The organism is Paenibacillus sp. DMB20 (assembly GCF_000987955.1).
GTDB lineage: Bacteria > Bacillota > Bacilli > Paenibacillales > Paenibacillaceae > Paenibacillus_AQ.
Window position 1 is genome coordinate 35,103 of sequence record NZ_LAZU01000047.1, and the last position, 16,834, is coordinate 51,936.

Sequence of the window (16,834 nt, forward strand, 5' to 3'; positions counted from 1 at the left end):
CCCGCCGGTTGAAACAACCGGCGGCGGTGATTTGATCGTAAGCACATATTTAGGACTAAGTTGAGGAGGGTTGCTCCTTGTTGGACGTTAACAATTTTGAGTACATGAAAATCGGTCTCGCTTCCCCGGAGAAGATTCGTTCCTGGTCCCGCGGTGAAGTCAAGAAGCCGGAAACGATTAACTACCGTACATTGAAGCCGGAGAAGGAAGGCTTGTTCTGCGAACGCATCTTCGGTCCCCAAAAAGACTGGGAATGCCATTGCGGCAAATACAAGCGTGTCCGTTATAAAGGCGTTGTCTGCGACCGCTGCGGCGTTGAAGTAACGCGCGCCAAGGTGCGCCGCGAACGGATGGGACACATCGAGCTTGCGGCTCCTGTATCCCACATCTGGTATTTCAAAGGCATTCCAAGCCGCATGGGTCTCGCTTTGGATATGTCTCCAAGATCTCTTGAAGAGATCATTTATTTTGCATCATATGTTGTAACCGATCCGGGAGATACGCCTCTGGAGAAGAAACAGCTTCTGTCCGAGAAGGAATACCGCAGCTACCGTGAGAAGTACGGTTACGGATTCCAAGCAGGCATGGGTGCCGAAGCGGTTAAAAAGCTTCTTCAGGACCTCGACATCGACAAAGAGCTCGATTTTCTGAAAGAAGAGCTGCGTACGGCTCAAGGCCAGCGCCGCAACCGTGCCATCAAGCGTCTTGAAGTCATTGAGGCGTTCCGCAATTCCGGCAACAAGCCGGAGTGGATGGTTATGGACGTTCTGCCTGTTATTCCTCCGGAGCTTCGTCCGATGGTACAGCTTGACGGCGGACGTTTTGCGACCTCCGACCTGAATGACCTGTATCGCCGCGTCATCAACCGGAACAACCGCCTGAAAAGGCTGCTGGATCTCGGTGCGCCCGACATTATCGTTCAAAACGAGAAGCGGATGCTCCAGGAAGCCGTTGACGCCCTGATCGACAACGGCCGTCGCGGCCGTCCGGTTACGGGTCCCGGCAACCGTCCTTTGAAATCCCTCAGCCACATGCTGAAAGGTAAACAGGGACGTTTCCGTCAGAACTTGCTCGGTAAACGGGTGGACTATTCCGGCCGTTCCGTTATCGTCGTGGGCCCGTACCTGAAAATGTACCAGTGCGGCCTGCCTAAGAAAATGGCCCTGGAGCTGTTCAAGCCTTTCGTCATGAAAGAATTGGTCAACAAAGGACTTGCCCATAACATCAAGAGCGCCAAACGCAAAGTGGAACGCGTAAGTCCGGAAGTATGGGATGTGCTGGAAGAAGTCATCAAGGAACATCCGGTTCTTCTGAACCGTGCCCCTACGTTGCACAGACTTGGCATTCAAGCATTTGAGCCGATTCTCGTAGAGGGTCACGCGATCCGTCTTCACCCGCTCGTATGTACGGCATACAACGCCGACTTCGACGGTGACCAAATGGCCGTTCACGTACCGTTGTCCGCGGAAGCGCAAGCAGAAGCTCGTCTTTTGATGCTGGCGTCGGGTAACATCTTGAACCCTAAAGACGGCAAGCCGGTCGTTACCCCGTCTCAGGATATGGTTCTGGGTTCCTTCTATCTGACGATGGACAACAAGGAAGAAAAAGGAACCGGCATGATTCTGGGCAGCGTAAACGAAGCGGTATCCGCATACCAGCGCGGCGCTGCAGGCCTGCATGCGCGTGTCGCCATCCCGGTTAAAGCCTTGGGTAAAACCAGCTTTACGGATGCGCAGCAGAAAGCCATGCTTGTTACGACGGTGGGACGCATCATTTTCAACGAAATATTCCCTGCAAGCTTCCCGTACATTAACGAAGCCACTCGCGAGAACCTGTTCCAGGGGACGCCGGAAAGATACTTCGTTTATGAAAAAGGGGCCAACATCCAGGAGATCATTCAGAGTCTTCCGGTCAGCGGCGCTGTAGGCAAGGAATACCTGGGCCAAATTATCGCCCGCTGCTTCGAGACGTACCACACGACGGAAACATCCGTTATCCTGGACAAAATCAAGCAGCTCGGCTTCACCTATTCCACGCGTGCCGGGGTTACCGTTGCGGTGGCTGACGTTATCGTACCGGAAGAGAAGAACAAAATTCTCAAGGAATCCGAGGAAAAAGTCAGCGTCGTCATGAACCAGTACCGTCGTGGTCTGATCACGAACGAAGAGCGCTATGACCGGGTTATCGATATTTGGTCCAAAGCGAAGGATGATATTACCGACGTTCTCATGAAGTCGATGGACCGCTTTAACTCCATCATGCTCATGGTGGATTCCAAAGCGCGGGGTAACAAATCGCAGATTACCCAGCTTGGCGGGATGCGCGGTCTGATGGCGAACCCGTCCGGCCGGATCATCGAGTTGCCGATCAAATCGAACTTCCGTGAAGGTCTGACGGTACTCGAATACTTCCTGTCCACGCACGGTGCGCGTAAAGGTCTTGCCGATACGGCGCTTCGTACCGCGGACTCGGGTTACCTGACCCGCCGTCTCGTCGACGTTGCGCAGGACGTTATCGTCCGCGAAGACGAGTGCAGCACGGATAAAGGCTTTACGGTAAGCCGTATCCAAGATGGCAAGGAAGTCATCGAGGATCTTTATGACCGCATCGAAGGACGTTACTCGTTTGAGACCGTCCGTCATCCGGAAACGAATGAAATTATCGTAAACCGCAACGAGCTGATCGACTCCGACAAGGCGGATGAAATCGTCAAAGCCGGGGTGGAAAAGGTTCAAATCCGTTCCATTTTGAGCTGCCGCGCCCGTCATGGCGTCTGCAAAAAATGTTACGGCCGGAATCTGGCAACAGGCAAGTTCGTCGAAATCGGCGAAGCTGTCGGCATCATTGCCGCCCAGTCGATCGGCGAACCGGGAACCCAGCTCACGATGCGTACGTTCCATACCGGGGGCGTTGCGGGTGATGACATCACCCAAGGTTTGCCGCGTATCCAGGAGCTTTTCGAAGCCCGTAACCCTAAAGGTCAAGCTACGATCAGTGAGATTGACGGGGTTGTCAAAGAGATCCGCGAAACCAAAGACCGCCGTGAAATCGAAATTCAGGGCGAGGCGGAAACCAAAGTATATTCCGTTACTTACGGCTCCCGTCTGCGCGTAAGCGAAGGCAAGCATATCGAAGCCGGCGACGAGCTTACGGAAGGTTCCATCGACCCTAAAGAAATGCTCCGCATCAAAGGGATCCGCGGCGTTCAGAACTATATCCTTCAGGAAGTTCAGCGCGTTTACCGGAACCAAGGCGTAGAAATCAACGACAAGCACGTCGAGGTTATGATTCGTCAGATGCTTCGTAAGATCCGGATCGTAGACGCAGGGGACACCAACCTTCTGCCAGGCTCCTTCGTGGACATCCACGAATACGAGTCTGCCAACAAGGATGCCATCCTGGCGGGTAAAGAGCCTGCCGTTGCCAAACCGGTGCTGCTTGGTATTACGAAAGCCTCCCTTGAGACGGATTCGTTCCTTTCCGCGGCCTCCTTCCAGGAGACTACGCGCGTGTTGACCGATGCGGCCATCAAAGGCAAAGTCGATCAACTGCTCGGTCTGAAAGAGAATGTCATCATCGGTAAACTGATCCCTGCCGGTACGGGCATGAACCGTTACCGCAGCGTAAGATTCGAGGGTCAGGACGATGCAAACGAAAATCAGGAGCTCGAAAGCGTAACTGCTGAATAAGAAATAGACGGAGGCGGGAAGAAGGCGAAAGCCTGAATTCCCGCCCCCTGAATTTCTTTTCACAAATATAAGAATGCGTAGATTTCATTTATGCTTGGCTTATAGTTCGCGCAAAAACACGATCGTCCTTTGAGTAGGGCAGTTTGTTTGGACAAGAGCTTAATAATATGCTTGACATCATTTATTGCAAGTGCTAATATAGCAAAGGTGCGTGAGTAGTAGCTTTATCCCTGTTCTTTTGGAGGAATCACCCGATGTCTAATGATAAAGGATTACAGGATGCTCATGTTAAGATTGGCACCAAACAAACCATGAAGGCCGTTGAGAACGGTCAGGCCACTGAGGTTTATGTGGCTGAAGATTGCGATCAGCGTTTTGTCGTCAAGATCGTATCCCTGTGCGAGAAGCACGGCGTGGATATAACGTACGTTCCTTCGATGAGGCAACTCGGCGAGGCGTGCGGGATCGAAGTCGGCGCCGCGATGGCAGCAGTCTTAAAACAATGAGTTCGAACTGTTTTTGTTGGAGGAGGGTTCTTCTCTCGGCAAAAACTTTTCATTTGTCTTTTTATGAACCGCCTGGGTCTGTGGACTTAAAATGGTTTGTACGAGGATGAGAAATATAGGAAGGGGGTGGCAGCATGCCAACTATTAACCAACTGGTTCGCAAGGGCCGTCAAGCTAAAGTTTACAAATCGAAATCTCCGGCACTGCAAAAAGGATTCAACGCTTTGAAACGTGAGGATACCAATTTGAGTGCTCCGCAAAAACGCGGCGTTTGTACTCGTGTAGGCACCATGACGCCTAAGAAACCTAACTCTGCGCTTCGTAAATATGCTCGTGTTCGCTTGACGAACCGCATTGAGGTGACTGCATACATTCCAGGTATCGGTCACAACTTGCAAGAGCACAGTTCCGTATTGGTTCGCGGCGGTAAAGTAAAAGACCTTCCGGGTGTACGTTACCACATCGTTCGCGGCGCGCTTGATACCGCTGGTGTTAACAACCGGATGCAAGCTCGTTCCAAATACGGCGCGAAACGTCCTAAAGCAAAAAGCTAATTGATTGACATTTAAGCATGTTGAGATAACATGACTGAAGAAAGGGGGATATCCATGCCACGCAAAGGTCCAGTTACTAAAAGAGACGTGCTGCCGGATCCGGTGTACAACAGCAAGCTGGTAACGCGTCTGATCAACCGCATCATGCTGGATGGTAAAAGAGGTGTCGCTCAAAGCATCCTTTATAATGCATTCAATATTATCCAAGAACGTACGGGCAACGACCCAATGGAAGTATTCGAAGCAGCCATCAAGAACATCATGCCGGTTCTGGAAGTTAAAGCTCGCCGTGTCGGCGGTGCGAACTACCAAGTACCTATCGAAGTTAAGCCTGAAAGACGTACTTCCCTGGGATTACGTTGGCTCGTAAACTACTCCCGCAACCGCGGCGAGAAGACGATGGAAGAGCGTTTGGCGGCTGAGATCATCGATGCTTCCAACAACACGGGCGCTTCCGTTAAGAAACGCGAAGACACGCACAAAATGGCTGAAGCGAACAAAGCGTTTGCTCACTACCGCTGGTAGGGTTAAGCCGTTCATAAAAAACTTAACTTCAATTTTGAAGGGAGACTATTCGCATGGCAAGAGAGTTCTCCTTGAAAAATACACGTAATATCGGGATCATGGCGCATATTGACGCTGGTAAGACGACCACCACAGAGCGGATCTTGTTCTATACAGGCCGTACGCACAAAATCGGTGAAGTTCACGAGGGTGCGGCTACGATGGACTGGATGGAGCAGGAACAGGAGCGCGGGATCACGATTACTTCCGCTGCGACCACCGCTCAATGGAAAGGTCATCGCGTTAATATCATCGACACCCCGGGACACGTTGACTTCACAGTGGAAGTTGAACGTTCCCTTCGTGTATTGGATGGGGCAGTAGGTGTATTCAGTGCGAAAGAGGGCGTAGAACCTCAGTCGGAAACCGTATGGAGACAAGCCGACAAATACGGTGTTCCGCGGATCGCATACGTAAACAAAATGGACATTATCGGCGCCGACTACTTGAATGTCGTTAACGACATGAGAGAGCGCCTGCAAGCCAATGCGGTAGCTATTCAGCTTCCGATCGGCGCGGAGGCAGACTTTGTCGGCATTATCGATATCGTTGAGGAAAAAGCTTATATGTTTAAAGATGACCTCGGCCAAAATATCGATGTAGTCGAAGTTCCTGCGGAATTCAAGGACAAGGTTGAAGAACTTCGCAACGAGCTGGTTGAGAAGGTTGCCGAACTTGACGAAGACTTGACGATGAAATACCTTGAAGGTGAAGAAATCACCATCCCTGAGCTGAAAGCGGCTCTGCGTAAAGGTGTTGTCGAAGTTAAGATCTTCCCGGTTATCTGCGGATCTTCCTACCGCAACAAAGGGGTTCAGCTGATGCTGGACGCTGTTGTCGATTACCTGCCGGCTCCGACCGACGTGCCAAGCATTCAAGGACATCTTGAAGACGGTACTGAAGTAGAACGTCACTCTTCCGACGAAGAGCCGTTCGCAGCGCTGGCATTCAAAATCATGACAGACCCTTACGTTGGTAAGCTTACGTTCTTCCGTGTGTATTCCGGCGTATTGCAATCCGGCTCTTACGTACTGAATGCAACGAAAGGCAAACGCGAGCGTATCGGACGTATCCTTCAGATGCATGCGAACAGCCGTCAGGAAATTACCGAAGTTTACTCCGGTGACATCGCGGCTGCCGTAGGTTTGAAAGATACGGGTACAGGTGATACACTGTGTGATGAGAAGAATCCGGTTATTCTGGAATCCATGAACTTCCCTGATCCGGTTATCGAAATCGCGGTTGAACCTAAAACGAAAGCCGACCAGGATAAAATGGGTGTGGCTCTCGGCAAGCTGACAGAAGAGGATCCGACTCTTCGCGCGCATACTGACGAGGAAACCGGTCAAACGATCCTTGCAGGTATGGGCGAGCTTCACTTGGACATCATCATCGACCGTATGCGTCGTGAGTTCAAAGTGGAAACCAACGTAGGTAAACCTCAGGTTGCCTACCGTGAAACCTTCCGTGCTCCTGGGCGCGTTGAAGGTAAATTCGTACGTCAGTCCGGTGGTCGTGGTCAATACGGTCACGTCTGGGTTGAATTCGAACCTCTGGAGCCGGGTACTGGCAACCAGTTCGACAGCAAGATCGTCGGCGGTGCTGTACCGAGAGAATACATTGCGCCAGCACAACAAGGTATCGAAGAACAAATGAAGAACGGCGTACTTGCCGGCTTCCCGCTTGTGGACGTTAAAGCTACAATCGTTGATGGTTCTTACCACGATGTCGACTCCAACGAGATGGCGTTTAAGATTGCCGGTTCCATGGCTTTGAAGGCAGCTAAAGACAAGTGTCAACCTGTCCTGCTTGAGCCAATCATGAAAGTGGAAGTAACCGTGCCTGAGGAATACATGGGCGACGTTATGGGTATGCTGAACTCCCGCCGTGGACGGATCGAAGGTATGGATTCCCGCGGTGGCGCTCAAATTATCCGTGCGAAAGTGCCTCTGTCCGAAATGTTCGGCTACTCCACGACGCTTCGTTCCGGTACACAAGGCCGCGGCGTGTTCTCGATGGAACTCTCCCATTACGAAGAAGTTCCTAAGAATATCTCCGAGGAAATCGTGTCCAAGAACAAAGGCGGAGAATAATAACGTTTTACTTGTCGGTAAGGAGAACGGGATGCAAGTTTCGTCTCTCCGAAGCCGGCCCAAACATATATATCCCCTTAAGGAGGAATTGTTCAAATGGCTAAGGCTAAATACGAACGTACGAAACCCCACGTTAACATCGGTACTATCGGTCACGTCGACCATGGTAAAACGACTTTGACTGCTGCAATCACAACTGTATTGTCCAAAACTTACGGTGGCGCAGCTATGTCCTTCGACCAAATCGACAAAGCTCCAGAAGAGCGCGAACGCGGTATCACAATCTCTACTTCCCACGTAGAGTACGAAACTGATACTCGTCACTATGCACACGTTGACTGCCCAGGTCACGCCGACTATGTTAAAAACATGATCACTGGCGCGGCTCAAATGGACGGCGCGATCCTGGTTGTATCCGCAGCTGACGGCCCAATGCCGCAAACTCGCGAGCACATCCTGCTGTCCCGCCAAGTAGGCGTTCCTTACATCGTTGTATTCCTGAACAAATGCGACATGGTTGAAGACGAAGAGCTTCTGGAACTGGTTGAAATGGAAGTTCGCGATCTCCTGAGCGAATACGACTTCCCTGGCGACGACACTCCAATCACTCGCGGTTCCGCTCGTGAAGCGCTGATGAACCCAGACGGCGAATGGGCACAAAAAATCGTTGAAATGTTCAAAGTTATCGACGAGTACATCCCATTGCCTGAGCGCGACACAGACAAGCCTTTCTTGATGCCTGTCGAGGACGTATTCTCCATCACTGGACGCGGTACGGTTGCTACAGGTCGTGTAGAGCGCGGTACTGTTAAAGTCGGCGATGAAATCGAAATCGTTGGTATCACTGAAGAAACTAGAAAATCCGTTGTTACGGGCGTTGAAATGTTCCGTAAATTGCTGGATTCCGCTCAAGCCGGCGACAACATCGGCGCTCTGCTTCGCGGTGTTGACCGTACTCAAATCGAGCGTGGTCAAGTACTGTCTAAACCAGCATCCGTTAAGCCGCACACTGAGTTCACAGCTCAAGTGTACGTTCTGAGCAAAGAAGAAGGCGGACGTCACAAGCCTTTCTTCACTGGCTACCGTCCACAGTTCTACTTCCGTACTACGGACGTAACTGGCGTGATCAATCTGCCAGAAGGTTCCGAAATGGTTATGCCTGGTGACAACATCACCGTAACCGTTCAACTGATCTCTCCAATCGCGATCGAAGAAGGAACTAAATTCTCCATCCGTGAAGGCGGCCGTACCGTAGGTGCTGGTTCCGTAGCTTCCATCATTAAGTAATTAAGGCTTGATGACAGCCTGACATAGAGCAACAGTGTACTGGAACGAGCAACAGTGTGAAGTAAAGACAGAAGGAGTCCGACCCAAAGGTCGGGCTTCTTTTTTTTGAACCCTTTTATATGAAAGAAAGAATTTTCAAAGAAAGCGTAAGGCGGTTATATTTCTGGATTCATGGGCTTTTTAGAGGCAAATGAAACCATTATGAAAATGAAAATATGTTTTATCATTTAATGCTTGCATTGCGCCTATCTTTTCTATATAATAATGAATGTTGTTCTGCGACGTTGCGATGATGTGAGAGGTTACTGACACACCCGGCCCCTTTGCCATGAGGCAGGTGGTCAGAAAATTTTCACGGAGTATGTCCGATACCAAATTGGGCGATAGAAGGAGGGAATAAAATGGCAAAGCAAAAAATTCGTATTCGTTTAAAAGCTTACGACCACAGAATTCTTGATCAATCCGCTGAGAAAATTGTTGAAACAGCAAAACGTTCGGGTGCCGGTGTTTCAGGTCCGATCCCGCTGCCAACTGAGAAACAAGTAATTACCATTCTCCGTGCGGTGCACAAGTATAAGGATTCTCGGGAACAGTTCGAAATGCGCACACACAAGCGCTTGATCGACATCGTGAACCCGACTCCACAAACTGTGGATGCCTTGATGCGCTTGGACCTGCCGTCCGGTGTAGATATCGAAATCAAGCTGTAATATTAGAATAACCATTTAGTGAAGAGAAAAGAGGTGTCAACATGAAAGGTATCTTAGGGAGAAAGCTCGGAATGACTCAAGTATTTACCGCTGAAGGTAATGTAATTCCTGTAACGGTTATCGAAGCAGGACCTTGTGTTGTTTTGCAAAAGAAAGATCTCGAGAACGACGGCTATGAAGCTGTTCAGCTCGGATTTTCCGACAAGAAAGAAAAGAATGCCAACAAGCCAGAGGCAGGACATGCGAAAAAAAGCAAATACTGCACCTAAGCGCTACGTTCGTGAAATTCGCGGTGTTGACCTCGCGAGTGTCGAGGTTGGTCAAGAAGTGAAGGCAGACGTCTTTGCGGAAGGCGAATTTGTTGACGTAACAGGCATTTCCAAAGGTAAAGGCTTCCAAGGCGTTATCAAGCGTTGGGGACAAAGCCGCGGACCGATGTCTCACGGTTCCCGTTACCATCGTCGTCCAGGTTCCATGGGTTCGATTCAGGCTAACCGCGTTCCAAAAGGGAAGCGTCTGCCAGGACACATGGGTCATGACACGGTAACGATCCAAAAGCTCGAAATCGTTAAAGTGGATACCGAGCGCAATGTATTGCTCGTTAAAGGCTCCATTCCTGGGCCTAAAAAAGGTTTTGTGCAAATCAAAGAAACGGTGAAGAAATAATCGCCTGAAGAAAGGAGGAACAATCAATGCCAAAAGTAGCACTATTTAATATCGACGGCGGCCAAGTGGGCGAAGTTGAATTGAACGATGCAGTATTCGGCATCGAGCCGAACGTGCACGTTTTGCATAATGCAGTATTGCTTCAGCGCGCTTCCCTGCGTCGTGGCACACACAAAGTAAAAGGACGCTCTGAAGTACGCGGCGGCGGACGCAAGCCGTGGAAACAAAAAGGTACCGGTCGTGCCCGTCAAGGTTCGATCCGTTCTCCGCAATGGAAAGGCGGCGGTGTGGTATTCGGACCGACTCCACGCAGCTACACTTTCAAACTTCCTAAGAAAGTTCGTCGTTTGGCGATCAGATCCGCTTTGTCTTCCAAAGTGTTGGACAATGCAATCATCGTATTGGATCAATTGACGCTGAATACGCCAAAAACGAAAGAGTTTGCTAACATTCTCAGCAACCTGAAGGTGGGTCGCAAAGCTCTGATCGTTGCTCCAAGCTATGATGACAATGTTGCCCTTTCCGCTCGCAACATCCCTGGTGTGAAGTTTGTAGCGGCAGACGGCATTAATGTTCTTGACGTACTGACGTACGATCAACTGATCATTACGAAAGAAGCAGTTCAGAAGGTAGAGGAGGTGCTCGCGTAATGAAGGATCCTCGCGATATCATTAAGCGCCCGGTGATCACGGAACGTACGGCTGACTACATGGCTGAGCTGAAATATGCTTTCGAAGTAGATATTCGTGCGAACAAAACGGAGATCAAACAAGCCGTTGAGTCCATTTTCAAGGTTAAAGTGTCGAACGTGAATACGATGCGCGTTCCTGCGAAGCCAAAACGTTACGGCCGCCACTTCGGTTACACGTCAGAGTGGAAAAAGGCAATCGTAACACTGGCTCCAGACAGCAAACCGCTTGAGTTCTTTGAATCGGTTGAATAAGAAATTTCTGAGTAAGGAGGGAAAATTCAGTGCCTATTAAAAAGTATAAACCGACATCCCCGGCTCGACGCAACATGTCCGTGTCGACTTTCGAAGAAATCACCACGAACCAGCCGGAAAAATCGTTGCTTGCACCGCTGAGCAAAACAGCAGGCCGCAACAACCAAGGTAAAATTACGGTTCGTCACCATGGCGGCGGACACAAACGTAAATACCGTATCATCGACTTCAAACGCACGAAAGACGGCATTCCAGGTCGCGTTGCCACAATCGAATACGACCCGAACCGTACTTCCAACATCGCTCTGATCCACTATGCGGACGGCGAAAAACGTTACATCATCGCTCCGAAAGGTCTGAAAGTGGGAGACCAAGTCGTTTCCGGCGTTGGTGCTGACATCAAAATCGGTAACGCACTTCCATTGGAAAACATTCCGGTTGGTACCGTTATCCACAACATCGAGCTGCAGCCAGGCAAAGGCGGACAATTGGTTCGCGCTGCCGGTACGGAAGCTCAGCTTCTCGGTAAAGAAGAAAAGTACGTAACCGTACGCCTGTCTTCCGGTGAAGTTCGCCACATTCTAAAAACTTGCCGCGCAACGATCGGTTCCGTAGGTAACGGAGACCATGAGTTGATCAAGATCGGTAAAGCAGGCCGCAGCCGCTGGCTCGGACAGCGTCCAGAAGTACGCGGTGTTGTTATGAACCCTAACGATCACCCTCACGGTGGTGGTGAAGGCCGCGCTCCTATCGGACGCAAATCGCCTATGTCTCCTTGGGGCAAACCAACCCTTGGTGCGAAAACTCGTAAAAAAGGAAAAGCTTCTGACAAATATATCGTTCGCCGTCGCACGAAGTAATCACACTGTGCATAACTTCGTGCCCTGCGCGAGTAACGAGACAATTTGGTGAAGGGAGGATTACGATATGAGCCGTAGTTTGAAAAAAGGACCTTTTGTTGACGGATACCTGCTCAAAAAAGTGGAGGAAATGAACTCTTCCAGCAAAAAGGCTGTGATCAAAACCTGGTCCCGCCGCTCCACGATTTTCCCGCAATTTATCGGTCACACATTCGGCGTATACGATGGACGTAAACACGTGCCTGTATATGTAACGGAAGACATGGTGGGTCACAAGTTGGGCGAGTTCGCGCCAACGCGTACTTACAAAGGTCACGAAGACGATAAGAAGACAAGAAGATAATTATTGAAAGCTCTTTGTTCGAGAGGAGGTTAAACCCATGGAAGCAAAAGCACATGCAAAATCGATTCGGATTGCTCCTCGTAAAGCTCAACTGGTTGTTGACTTGATCCGCGGCAAGGAGGTCGGTGAGGCGATTGCGATTCTCCGTCACACTCCGAAAGCTGCATCTCCAGTTGTTGAGAAGCTGCTGAACTCAGCGATCGCAAACGCTGAGCATAACTACTCTTTGGATGTAAGCAAGTTGGTCGTAACTCAAGCTTACGTCAACCAAGGTCCGACAATGAAACGTTTCCGCCCACGCGCGATGGGACGTGCAAGCCGGATCAACAAACGCACCAGCCACATTACTTTGGTGGTAGCTGAAAAATAAGGAGGGAAAACGTGTGGGCCAAAAGGTAAATCCAGTAGGACTCCGTATCGGTATTATCCGTGACTGGGAATCCAAATGGTATGCAGGCAAAGACTTCGGTGATCTTTTGCTGGAAGACGTGAAAATCCGTGAATACCTGAAAAATAAATTGAAAGACTCCGCTGTATCCCGTATCGAAATCGAGAGAGCGGCTAATCGTGTGAACGTAACGATCCACACTGCGAAACCAGGCATGGTTATCGGTAAAGGTGGTTCGGAAGTTGAAGTGCTGCGCGGTCAAGTAACTAAAATCGCCGGCGGCAAAAAGGTTCACATCAACATTTCTGAAATCAAAAACCCTGAGATCGACGCGATTCTTGTCGCTGAGAGCATTGCACAACAACTGGAACGCCGCGTTTCTTTCCGTCGTGCACTGAAACAAGCGATCCAAAGAACGATGCGTGCCGGAGCTAAAGGGATTAAAACATCGGTTAGCGGACGTCTTGGCGGTGCCGAGATCGCTCGTACGGAAGGCTACAGTGAAGGAACTGTTCCACTTCATACGCTTCGCGCAGACATCGACTATGGCACAGCAGAAGCGCATACGACTTACGGCCGGATCGGCGTGAAAGTATGGATCTATCGTGGAGAGGTTCTTCCTACGGCTAAGAAACAAGCTGCTCAGGAAGGAGGCAACTAATCATGTTGGTACCAAAACGTGTAAAACACCGCAAGCAACAGCGCGGCCATATGAGAGGCCAAGCTAAAGGCGGTACTGAACTGAACTTTGGCGAATTCGGCCTGCAAGCTCTTGAACCAGGCTGGATCACGAACCGCCAGATCGAAGCTGCGCGTATCGCGATGACTCGTTATATTCGCCGTGGCGGTAAAGTTTGGATTAAGATTTTCCCAGATAAGCCGATTACTCAAAAGCCTCTCGAGGTGCGGATGGGTTCCGGTAAAGGTAACGTTGAGAAGTGGGTTGCCGTTGTTAAACCAGGCAAAATCATGTTTGAACTTGGAGGCGTGTCCGAGGAAATCGCCCGCGAAGCGATGCGTCTCGCCGCTCACAAGCTGCCTGTGAAAACGAAGTTTGTGAAACGTGAAGAAGTGGGTGGTGAAGCAAATGAAAGCTAATGAACTGCGCAACTTAACCACTGCAGAAATCGAGCAAAAAATCGCCGGATTTAAAGAGGAACTCTTTAACCTCCGTTTCCAATTGGCTACAGGCCAGCTTGATAATCCAACCCGGATCCGTGACGTGCGCAAAGAAATAGCTCGTGCTAAAACCGTTATCCGTGAAAGAGAACTTGGGATTAGTTAATGAAACAGGCGACGCTGTCTGTATTCAGAAAGGAGGCCAACAATGAGCGAAGAACGCAATGCTCGTAAAGTGCAAATCGGTAAAGTCGTCAGCGACAAAATGGATAAAACCATCGTGGTAGCTGTTGAAACCTATAAAAAGCATGATTTGTATCACAAGCGCATTAAATACACGAAGAAATTTAAAGCGCATGATGAGAACAACACGGCTCAGATCGGAGATACCGTTAAAATCATGGAAACTCGTCCGCTCTCCAAAGACAAGAACTGGAGACTGGTTGAAGTTGTAGAGAAAGCGGTCATCATCTAAGACGTAATCAGTTTTTCCGAAAGGAGGAAATTTCAATGATTCAACCATTTACACGTTTGGCTGTTGCCGACAACTCCGGTGCGAAGGAACTGATGTGTATCCGCGTATTGGGTGGTACAGGTCGCCGTACAGCTCAGATCGGCGATTTGATCGTATGCTCCGTCAAACAAGCAACACCAGGCGGCGTTGTCAAAAAAGGTGATGTAGTTAAAGCGGTTGTCGTTCGTACGAAGCGTTCCGTTCGTCGTAAAGACGGATCTTACATCTCTTTTGATGAGAATGCAGCGGTTGTTGTTAAAGAAGACAAAAGCCCACGTGGAACTCGTATTTTCGGACCAGTTGCTCGCGAGCTCCGCGAAAGAGACTTCATGAAAATCGTTTCCTTGGCTCCGGAAGTAATCTAATCGGACGACCCGAGATAAGTAATGCTTGCACGAGCAGGCCCCAGGAGGTGTAACGAATGCCTAGAGTGAAAAAAGTTCTGGAATCCCACAGCAATAAATTGCATGTGAAAAAAAGACGACACGGTTATCGTCATCAGCGGTAAAGACAAAGGCAAAAAAGGCCGCGTCATCGCAGCGTACCCTCGTGAGAACCGCGTTTTGGTGGAAGGCGTGAACATGATGAAAAAACATCAGAAGCCGAACCAGCAAAACCCGCAAGGCGGAATCATCGAGCAGGAAGCTCCGATCCATGTCTCGAACGTGATGCACGTTGATCCTAAGAGCGGAGGCGTAACCCGTATCGGTTACAAAGTGCTGGACAACGGCAAAAAAAGTTCGTGTCGCTAAGAAATCCGGAGAAGTTATCGATAAATAAGACGTCAAGAAAGGAGGTCCTTGAATCATGGCAGCAAGAATGAAAGAACGTTTTCTGAATGAAGTTACTCCTGCTCTGATGCAGAAGTTCAACTATAAAACAGTAATGCAGGTTCCTAAAATCGAGAAAGTGGTCATCAACATGGGTGTGGGTGACGCTGTAGCCAACTCGAAGGTGCTTGATTCCGCTGTAAACGACATGCAGCTGATCGCTGGTCAAAAACCGGTTATCACCCGCGCGAAGAAATCCATCGCCGGATTCAAACTGCGTGAAAACATGCCGATCGGCGTTAAAGTAACACTGCGCGGCGAGCGCATGTATTACTTCCTCGACAAGCTGTTCAACGTTACGCTTCCGCGTGTACGTGACTTCCACGGCGTGTCCACCAAAGCTTTCGACGGACGTGGCAACTACACGCTCGGCTTGAAAGAGCAGCTCATCTTCCCAGAGATCGAGTATGATAAAGTCGACAAAGTTCGTGGTATGGATATCGTAATCGTTACGACGGCTAAAACTGACGAAGAATCCCGTGAACTGCTTGCCCAATTGGGTATGCCTTTCGCGAAATAAGACGGTTGTCCTTTTCTCCGAAACTATTTAGGAGGTGTCAGGCTAAGTGGCAAAAACTTCGATGAAAGTTAAACAACAACGCACACCTAAGTTCAAAGTGCGGGCATACACCCGTTGTGAGCGTTGCGGTCGTCCACATTCGGTACTGCAGAAGTTTAAAATTTGCAGAATTTGTTTCCGTGAATTAGCTTATAAAGGCCAGATTCCTGGCGTGAAAAAAAGCAAGCTGGTAAGAAGTTTATAACCGGGAAGGAGGTTTACCCTACATGACTATGTCCGATCCAATTGCAGATATGCTTACTCGTATTCGTAACGCCAATACGGTGCGTCACGAGACGGTAGAAATGCCTGCTTCGACGATTAAGAAACAAATCGCTGAGATCTTGAAGCGTGAAGGTTTCATCCGTGATGCGGAATTTGTGGAAGATAACAAACAAGGGATCATCCGCGTTTTCCTGAAGTACGGTTCCAATAACGAACGTGTAATCACTGGTCTGAAAAGAATCAGTAAGCCAGGTCTTCGCGTGTACACGAAGAGCAATGAAGTGCCACGTGTCCTCGGCGGACTCGGTATTGCGATCATCTCCACGTCCAAGGGAGTTATGACCGACAAAGAAGCTCGTCAAGCCAAAGCCGGCGGAGAAGTTCTCTGCTACGTTTGGTAATCAACGTCACAAGATAGGAGGTGCAATGAATGTCCCGTATTGGTCGTAAACCAATTGCAATCCCAAGCGGTGTGGATGTCACACTGGATAACTCTGTAATCACGGTCAAAGGACCGAAAGGAACCTTGACTCGCGAACTGCATAAAGACATGCAGATTACTGTAGAAAACAACGAAATCAATGTTGTTCGGCCTTCCGACAACAAACTTCATCGGTCTCTTCACGGCACGACCCGCAGCGTTGTCTCGAACATGGTCAGCGGCGTAACCGAAGGATTCTCGAGAAACCTTGAATTGGTCGGTGTCGGATACCGCGCAAGCAAATCCGGCGACAAAATCGTTCTGAACGTGGGTTACTCCCATCCGGTTGAAATTACGCCGGAGCCAGGAATCGAATTTGAAGTTCCTTCCAACACGAAAATCACCGTCAAAGGAATCGATAAAGAGCGCGTAGGTGCTTACGCCGCTAAGATCCGTTCCGTACGTGAGCCTGAGCCGTACAAAGGCAAAGGGATTAAATATGAAGGTGAACGCATTATCCGTAAGGAAGGTAAGGCTGGTAAGAAGAAATAAGTTAGACAGCT

21 protein-coding genes and 2 pseudogenes are annotated in these 16,834 nt (G+C 49.6%); all 23 read left to right on the forward strand.

Annotated elements, in window-relative coordinates; genetic code table 11:
* Window positions 1-77: 77 nt before the first annotated feature.
* The 23 genes and pseudogenes from rpoC (at window position 78) to rplF (ending at window position 16,823) form a co-directional block, all read left to right on the forward strand.
* Window positions 78-3,689 carry a DNA-directed RNA polymerase subunit beta' gene (gene rpoC, locus XI25_RS26400; RefSeq protein ID WP_046680953.1) on the forward strand — a complete coding sequence of 1,204 codons (3,612 nt, stop codon included), beginning with the start codon at window positions 78-80 and terminating at the stop codon, window positions 3,687-3,689.
* A gap of 254 nt (window positions 3,690-3,943) precedes the next feature.
* Window positions 3,944-4,195, forward strand: a complete 252-nt coding sequence (locus tag XI25_RS26405; protein WP_046680954.1) for a ribosomal L7Ae/L30e/S12e/Gadd45 family protein — start codon at window positions 3,944-3,946, stop codon at window positions 4,193-4,195.
* A gap of 134 nt (window positions 4,196-4,329) precedes the next feature.
* Window positions 4,330-4,749: a 30S ribosomal protein S12 gene (gene rpsL / locus XI25_RS26410; protein WP_046680955.1), complete on the forward strand. Its 420-nt coding sequence runs from the start codon at window positions 4,330-4,332 to the stop codon at window positions 4,747-4,749.
* Between the two features lie 54 nt (window positions 4,750-4,803).
* Entirely contained in the window at window positions 4,804-5,274 is a 471-nt protein-coding gene (gene rpsG / locus XI25_RS26415) for a 30S ribosomal protein S7 (RefSeq protein ID WP_046680956.1), read from the forward strand.
* 53 nt (window positions 5,275-5,327) lie between these two features.
* The gene (fusA, locus tag XI25_RS26420; protein WP_046680957.1) at window positions 5,328-7,406 is read left to right on the forward strand and encodes an elongation factor G; all 2,079 of its coding nucleotides are present in this window, start codon (window positions 5,328-5,330) and stop codon (window positions 7,404-7,406) included.
* A gap of 96 nt (window positions 7,407-7,502) precedes the next feature.
* Window positions 7,503-8,693, forward strand: a complete 1,191-nt coding sequence (gene tuf, locus XI25_RS26425; protein ID WP_046680958.1) for an elongation factor Tu — start codon at window positions 7,503-7,505, stop codon at window positions 8,691-8,693.
* Between the two features lie 401 nt (window positions 8,694-9,094).
* A complete protein-coding gene (gene rpsJ, locus XI25_RS26430) occupies window positions 9,095-9,403 on the forward strand; it encodes a 30S ribosomal protein S10 (RefSeq protein ID WP_006676490.1) in 309 nt (102 codons plus the stop codon).
* Between the two features lie 41 nt (window positions 9,404-9,444).
* Window positions 9,445-10,069 (forward strand): annotated as a pseudogene (rplC, locus tag XI25_RS26435) (50S ribosomal protein L3).
* Between the two features lie 26 nt (window positions 10,070-10,095).
* Window positions 10,096-10,719, forward strand: coding sequence for a 50S ribosomal protein L4 (gene rplD / locus XI25_RS26440; protein ID WP_046680960.1), 624 nt, complete (start codon window positions 10,096-10,098; stop codon window positions 10,717-10,719).
* Window positions 10,719-11,012: a 50S ribosomal protein L23 gene (gene rplW, locus XI25_RS26445; protein ID WP_046680961.1), complete on the forward strand. Its 294-nt coding sequence runs from the start codon at window positions 10,719-10,721 to the stop codon at window positions 11,010-11,012. Before rplD ends, rplW begins: the two co-directional genes overlap by 1 nt.
* Before the next feature lie 29 nt (window positions 11,013-11,041).
* Window positions 11,042-11,872, forward strand: coding sequence for a 50S ribosomal protein L2 (gene rplB, locus XI25_RS26450; protein WP_046680962.1), 831 nt, complete (start codon window positions 11,042-11,044; stop codon window positions 11,870-11,872).
* A 67-nt stretch (window positions 11,873-11,939) separates the two neighbouring features.
* The gene (gene rpsS, locus XI25_RS26455) at window positions 11,940-12,215 is read left to right on the forward strand and encodes a 30S ribosomal protein S19 (protein WP_046680963.1); all 276 of its coding nucleotides are present in this window, start codon (window positions 11,940-11,942) and stop codon (window positions 12,213-12,215) included.
* Between the two features lie 37 nt (window positions 12,216-12,252).
* Window positions 12,253-12,585 (forward strand): 50S ribosomal protein L22, encoded by a 333-nt coding sequence (gene rplV, locus XI25_RS26460; RefSeq protein WP_046680964.1) that lies wholly within the window; start codon window positions 12,253-12,255, stop codon window positions 12,583-12,585.
* A gap of 13 nt (window positions 12,586-12,598) precedes the next feature.
* Window positions 12,599-13,264, forward strand: a complete 666-nt coding sequence (gene rpsC / locus XI25_RS26465) for a 30S ribosomal protein S3 (RefSeq protein WP_046680965.1) — start codon at window positions 12,599-12,601, stop codon at window positions 13,262-13,264.
* A gap of 2 nt (window positions 13,265-13,266) precedes the next feature.
* Window positions 13,267-13,701, forward strand: a complete 435-nt coding sequence (gene rplP, locus XI25_RS26470) for a 50S ribosomal protein L16 (RefSeq protein WP_046680966.1) — start codon at window positions 13,267-13,269, stop codon at window positions 13,699-13,701.
* Entirely contained in the window at window positions 13,691-13,888 is a 198-nt protein-coding gene (rpmC, locus tag XI25_RS26475; RefSeq protein WP_007132561.1) for a 50S ribosomal protein L29, read from the forward strand. The genes rplP and rpmC overlap by 11 nt, the downstream gene beginning before the upstream one ends.
* Window positions 13,889-13,930: 42 nt before the next feature.
* Entirely contained in the window at window positions 13,931-14,197 is a 267-nt protein-coding gene (rpsQ, locus tag XI25_RS26480) for a 30S ribosomal protein S17 (protein ID WP_046680967.1), read from the forward strand.
* A 35-nt stretch (window positions 14,198-14,232) separates the two neighbouring features.
* Window positions 14,233-14,601: a 50S ribosomal protein L14 gene (gene rplN, locus XI25_RS26485; protein WP_046680968.1), complete on the forward strand. Its 369-nt coding sequence runs from the start codon at window positions 14,233-14,235 to the stop codon at window positions 14,599-14,601.
* A gap of 56 nt (window positions 14,602-14,657) precedes the next feature.
* Window positions 14,658-15,016: pseudogene (gene rplX, locus XI25_RS26490) on the forward strand (50S ribosomal protein L24).
* A gap of 27 nt (window positions 15,017-15,043) precedes the next feature.
* Window positions 15,044-15,586, forward strand: a complete 543-nt coding sequence (rplE, locus tag XI25_RS26495) for a 50S ribosomal protein L5 (protein WP_046680969.1) — start codon at window positions 15,044-15,046, stop codon at window positions 15,584-15,586.
* Window positions 15,587-15,632: 46 nt separating this feature from the next.
* Window positions 15,633-15,830 carry a type Z 30S ribosomal protein S14 gene (locus tag XI25_RS32580; RefSeq protein WP_082112513.1) on the forward strand — a complete coding sequence of 66 codons (198 nt, stop codon included), beginning with the start codon at window positions 15,633-15,635 and terminating at the stop codon, window positions 15,828-15,830.
* Between the two features lie 22 nt (window positions 15,831-15,852).
* The gene (gene rpsH, locus XI25_RS26500) at window positions 15,853-16,251 is read left to right on the forward strand and encodes a 30S ribosomal protein S8 (RefSeq protein ID WP_046680970.1); all 399 of its coding nucleotides are present in this window, start codon (window positions 15,853-15,855) and stop codon (window positions 16,249-16,251) included.
* Between the two features lie 29 nt (window positions 16,252-16,280).
* Window positions 16,281-16,823 (forward strand): 50S ribosomal protein L6, encoded by a 543-nt coding sequence (gene rplF, locus XI25_RS26505; protein WP_046680971.1) that lies wholly within the window; start codon window positions 16,281-16,283, stop codon window positions 16,821-16,823.
* Window positions 16,824-16,834 lie beyond the last annotated feature (11 nt).

What these genes read in the sequence shown, in the direction of transcription:
- XI25_RS26405 (WP_046680954.1), top strand. Translation starts at nt 3,944, where the DNA reads ATGTCTAATGATAAAGGATTACAGGATGCTCATGTTAAGATTGGCACC.
- rpsL (WP_046680955.1), top strand. Translation starts at nt 4,330, where the DNA reads ATGCCAACTATTAACCAACTGGTTCGCAAGGGCCGTCAAGCTAAAGTT.
- rpsG (WP_046680956.1), top strand. Translation starts at nt 4,804, where the DNA reads ATGCCACGCAAAGGTCCAGTTACTAAAAGAGACGTGCTGCCGGATCCG.
- fusA (WP_046680957.1), top strand. Translation starts at nt 5,328, where the DNA reads ATGGCAAGAGAGTTCTCCTTGAAAAATACACGTAATATCGGGATCATG.
- tuf (WP_046680958.1), top strand. Translation starts at nt 7,503, where the DNA reads ATGGCTAAGGCTAAATACGAACGTACGAAACCCCACGTTAACATCGGT.
- rpsJ (WP_006676490.1), top strand. Translation starts at nt 9,095, where the DNA reads ATGGCAAAGCAAAAAATTCGTATTCGTTTAAAAGCTTACGACCACAGA.
- rplD (WP_046680960.1), top strand. Translation starts at nt 10,096, where the DNA reads ATGCCAAAAGTAGCACTATTTAATATCGACGGCGGCCAAGTGGGCGAA.
- rplW (WP_046680961.1), top strand. Translation starts at nt 10,719, where the DNA reads ATGAAGGATCCTCGCGATATCATTAAGCGCCCGGTGATCACGGAACGT.
- rpsS (WP_046680963.1), top strand. Translation starts at nt 11,940, where the DNA reads ATGAGCCGTAGTTTGAAAAAAGGACCTTTTGTTGACGGATACCTGCTC.
- rplV (WP_046680964.1), top strand. Translation starts at nt 12,253, where the DNA reads ATGGAAGCAAAAGCACATGCAAAATCGATTCGGATTGCTCCTCGTAAA.
- rplP (WP_046680966.1), top strand. Translation starts at nt 13,267, where the DNA reads ATGTTGGTACCAAAACGTGTAAAACACCGCAAGCAACAGCGCGGCCAT.
- rpmC (WP_007132561.1), top strand. Translation starts at nt 13,691, where the DNA reads ATGAAAGCTAATGAACTGCGCAACTTAACCACTGCAGAAATCGAGCAA.
- rpsQ (WP_046680967.1), top strand. Translation starts at nt 13,931, where the DNA reads ATGAGCGAAGAACGCAATGCTCGTAAAGTGCAAATCGGTAAAGTCGTC.
- rplN (WP_046680968.1), top strand. Translation starts at nt 14,233, where the DNA reads ATGATTCAACCATTTACACGTTTGGCTGTTGCCGACAACTCCGGTGCG.
- rplE (WP_046680969.1), top strand. Translation starts at nt 15,044, where the DNA reads ATGGCAGCAAGAATGAAAGAACGTTTTCTGAATGAAGTTACTCCTGCT.
- rpsH (WP_046680970.1), top strand. Translation starts at nt 15,853, where the DNA reads ATGACTATGTCCGATCCAATTGCAGATATGCTTACTCGTATTCGTAAC.
- rplF (WP_046680971.1), top strand. Translation starts at nt 16,281, where the DNA reads ATGTCCCGTATTGGTCGTAAACCAATTGCAATCCCAAGCGGTGTGGAT.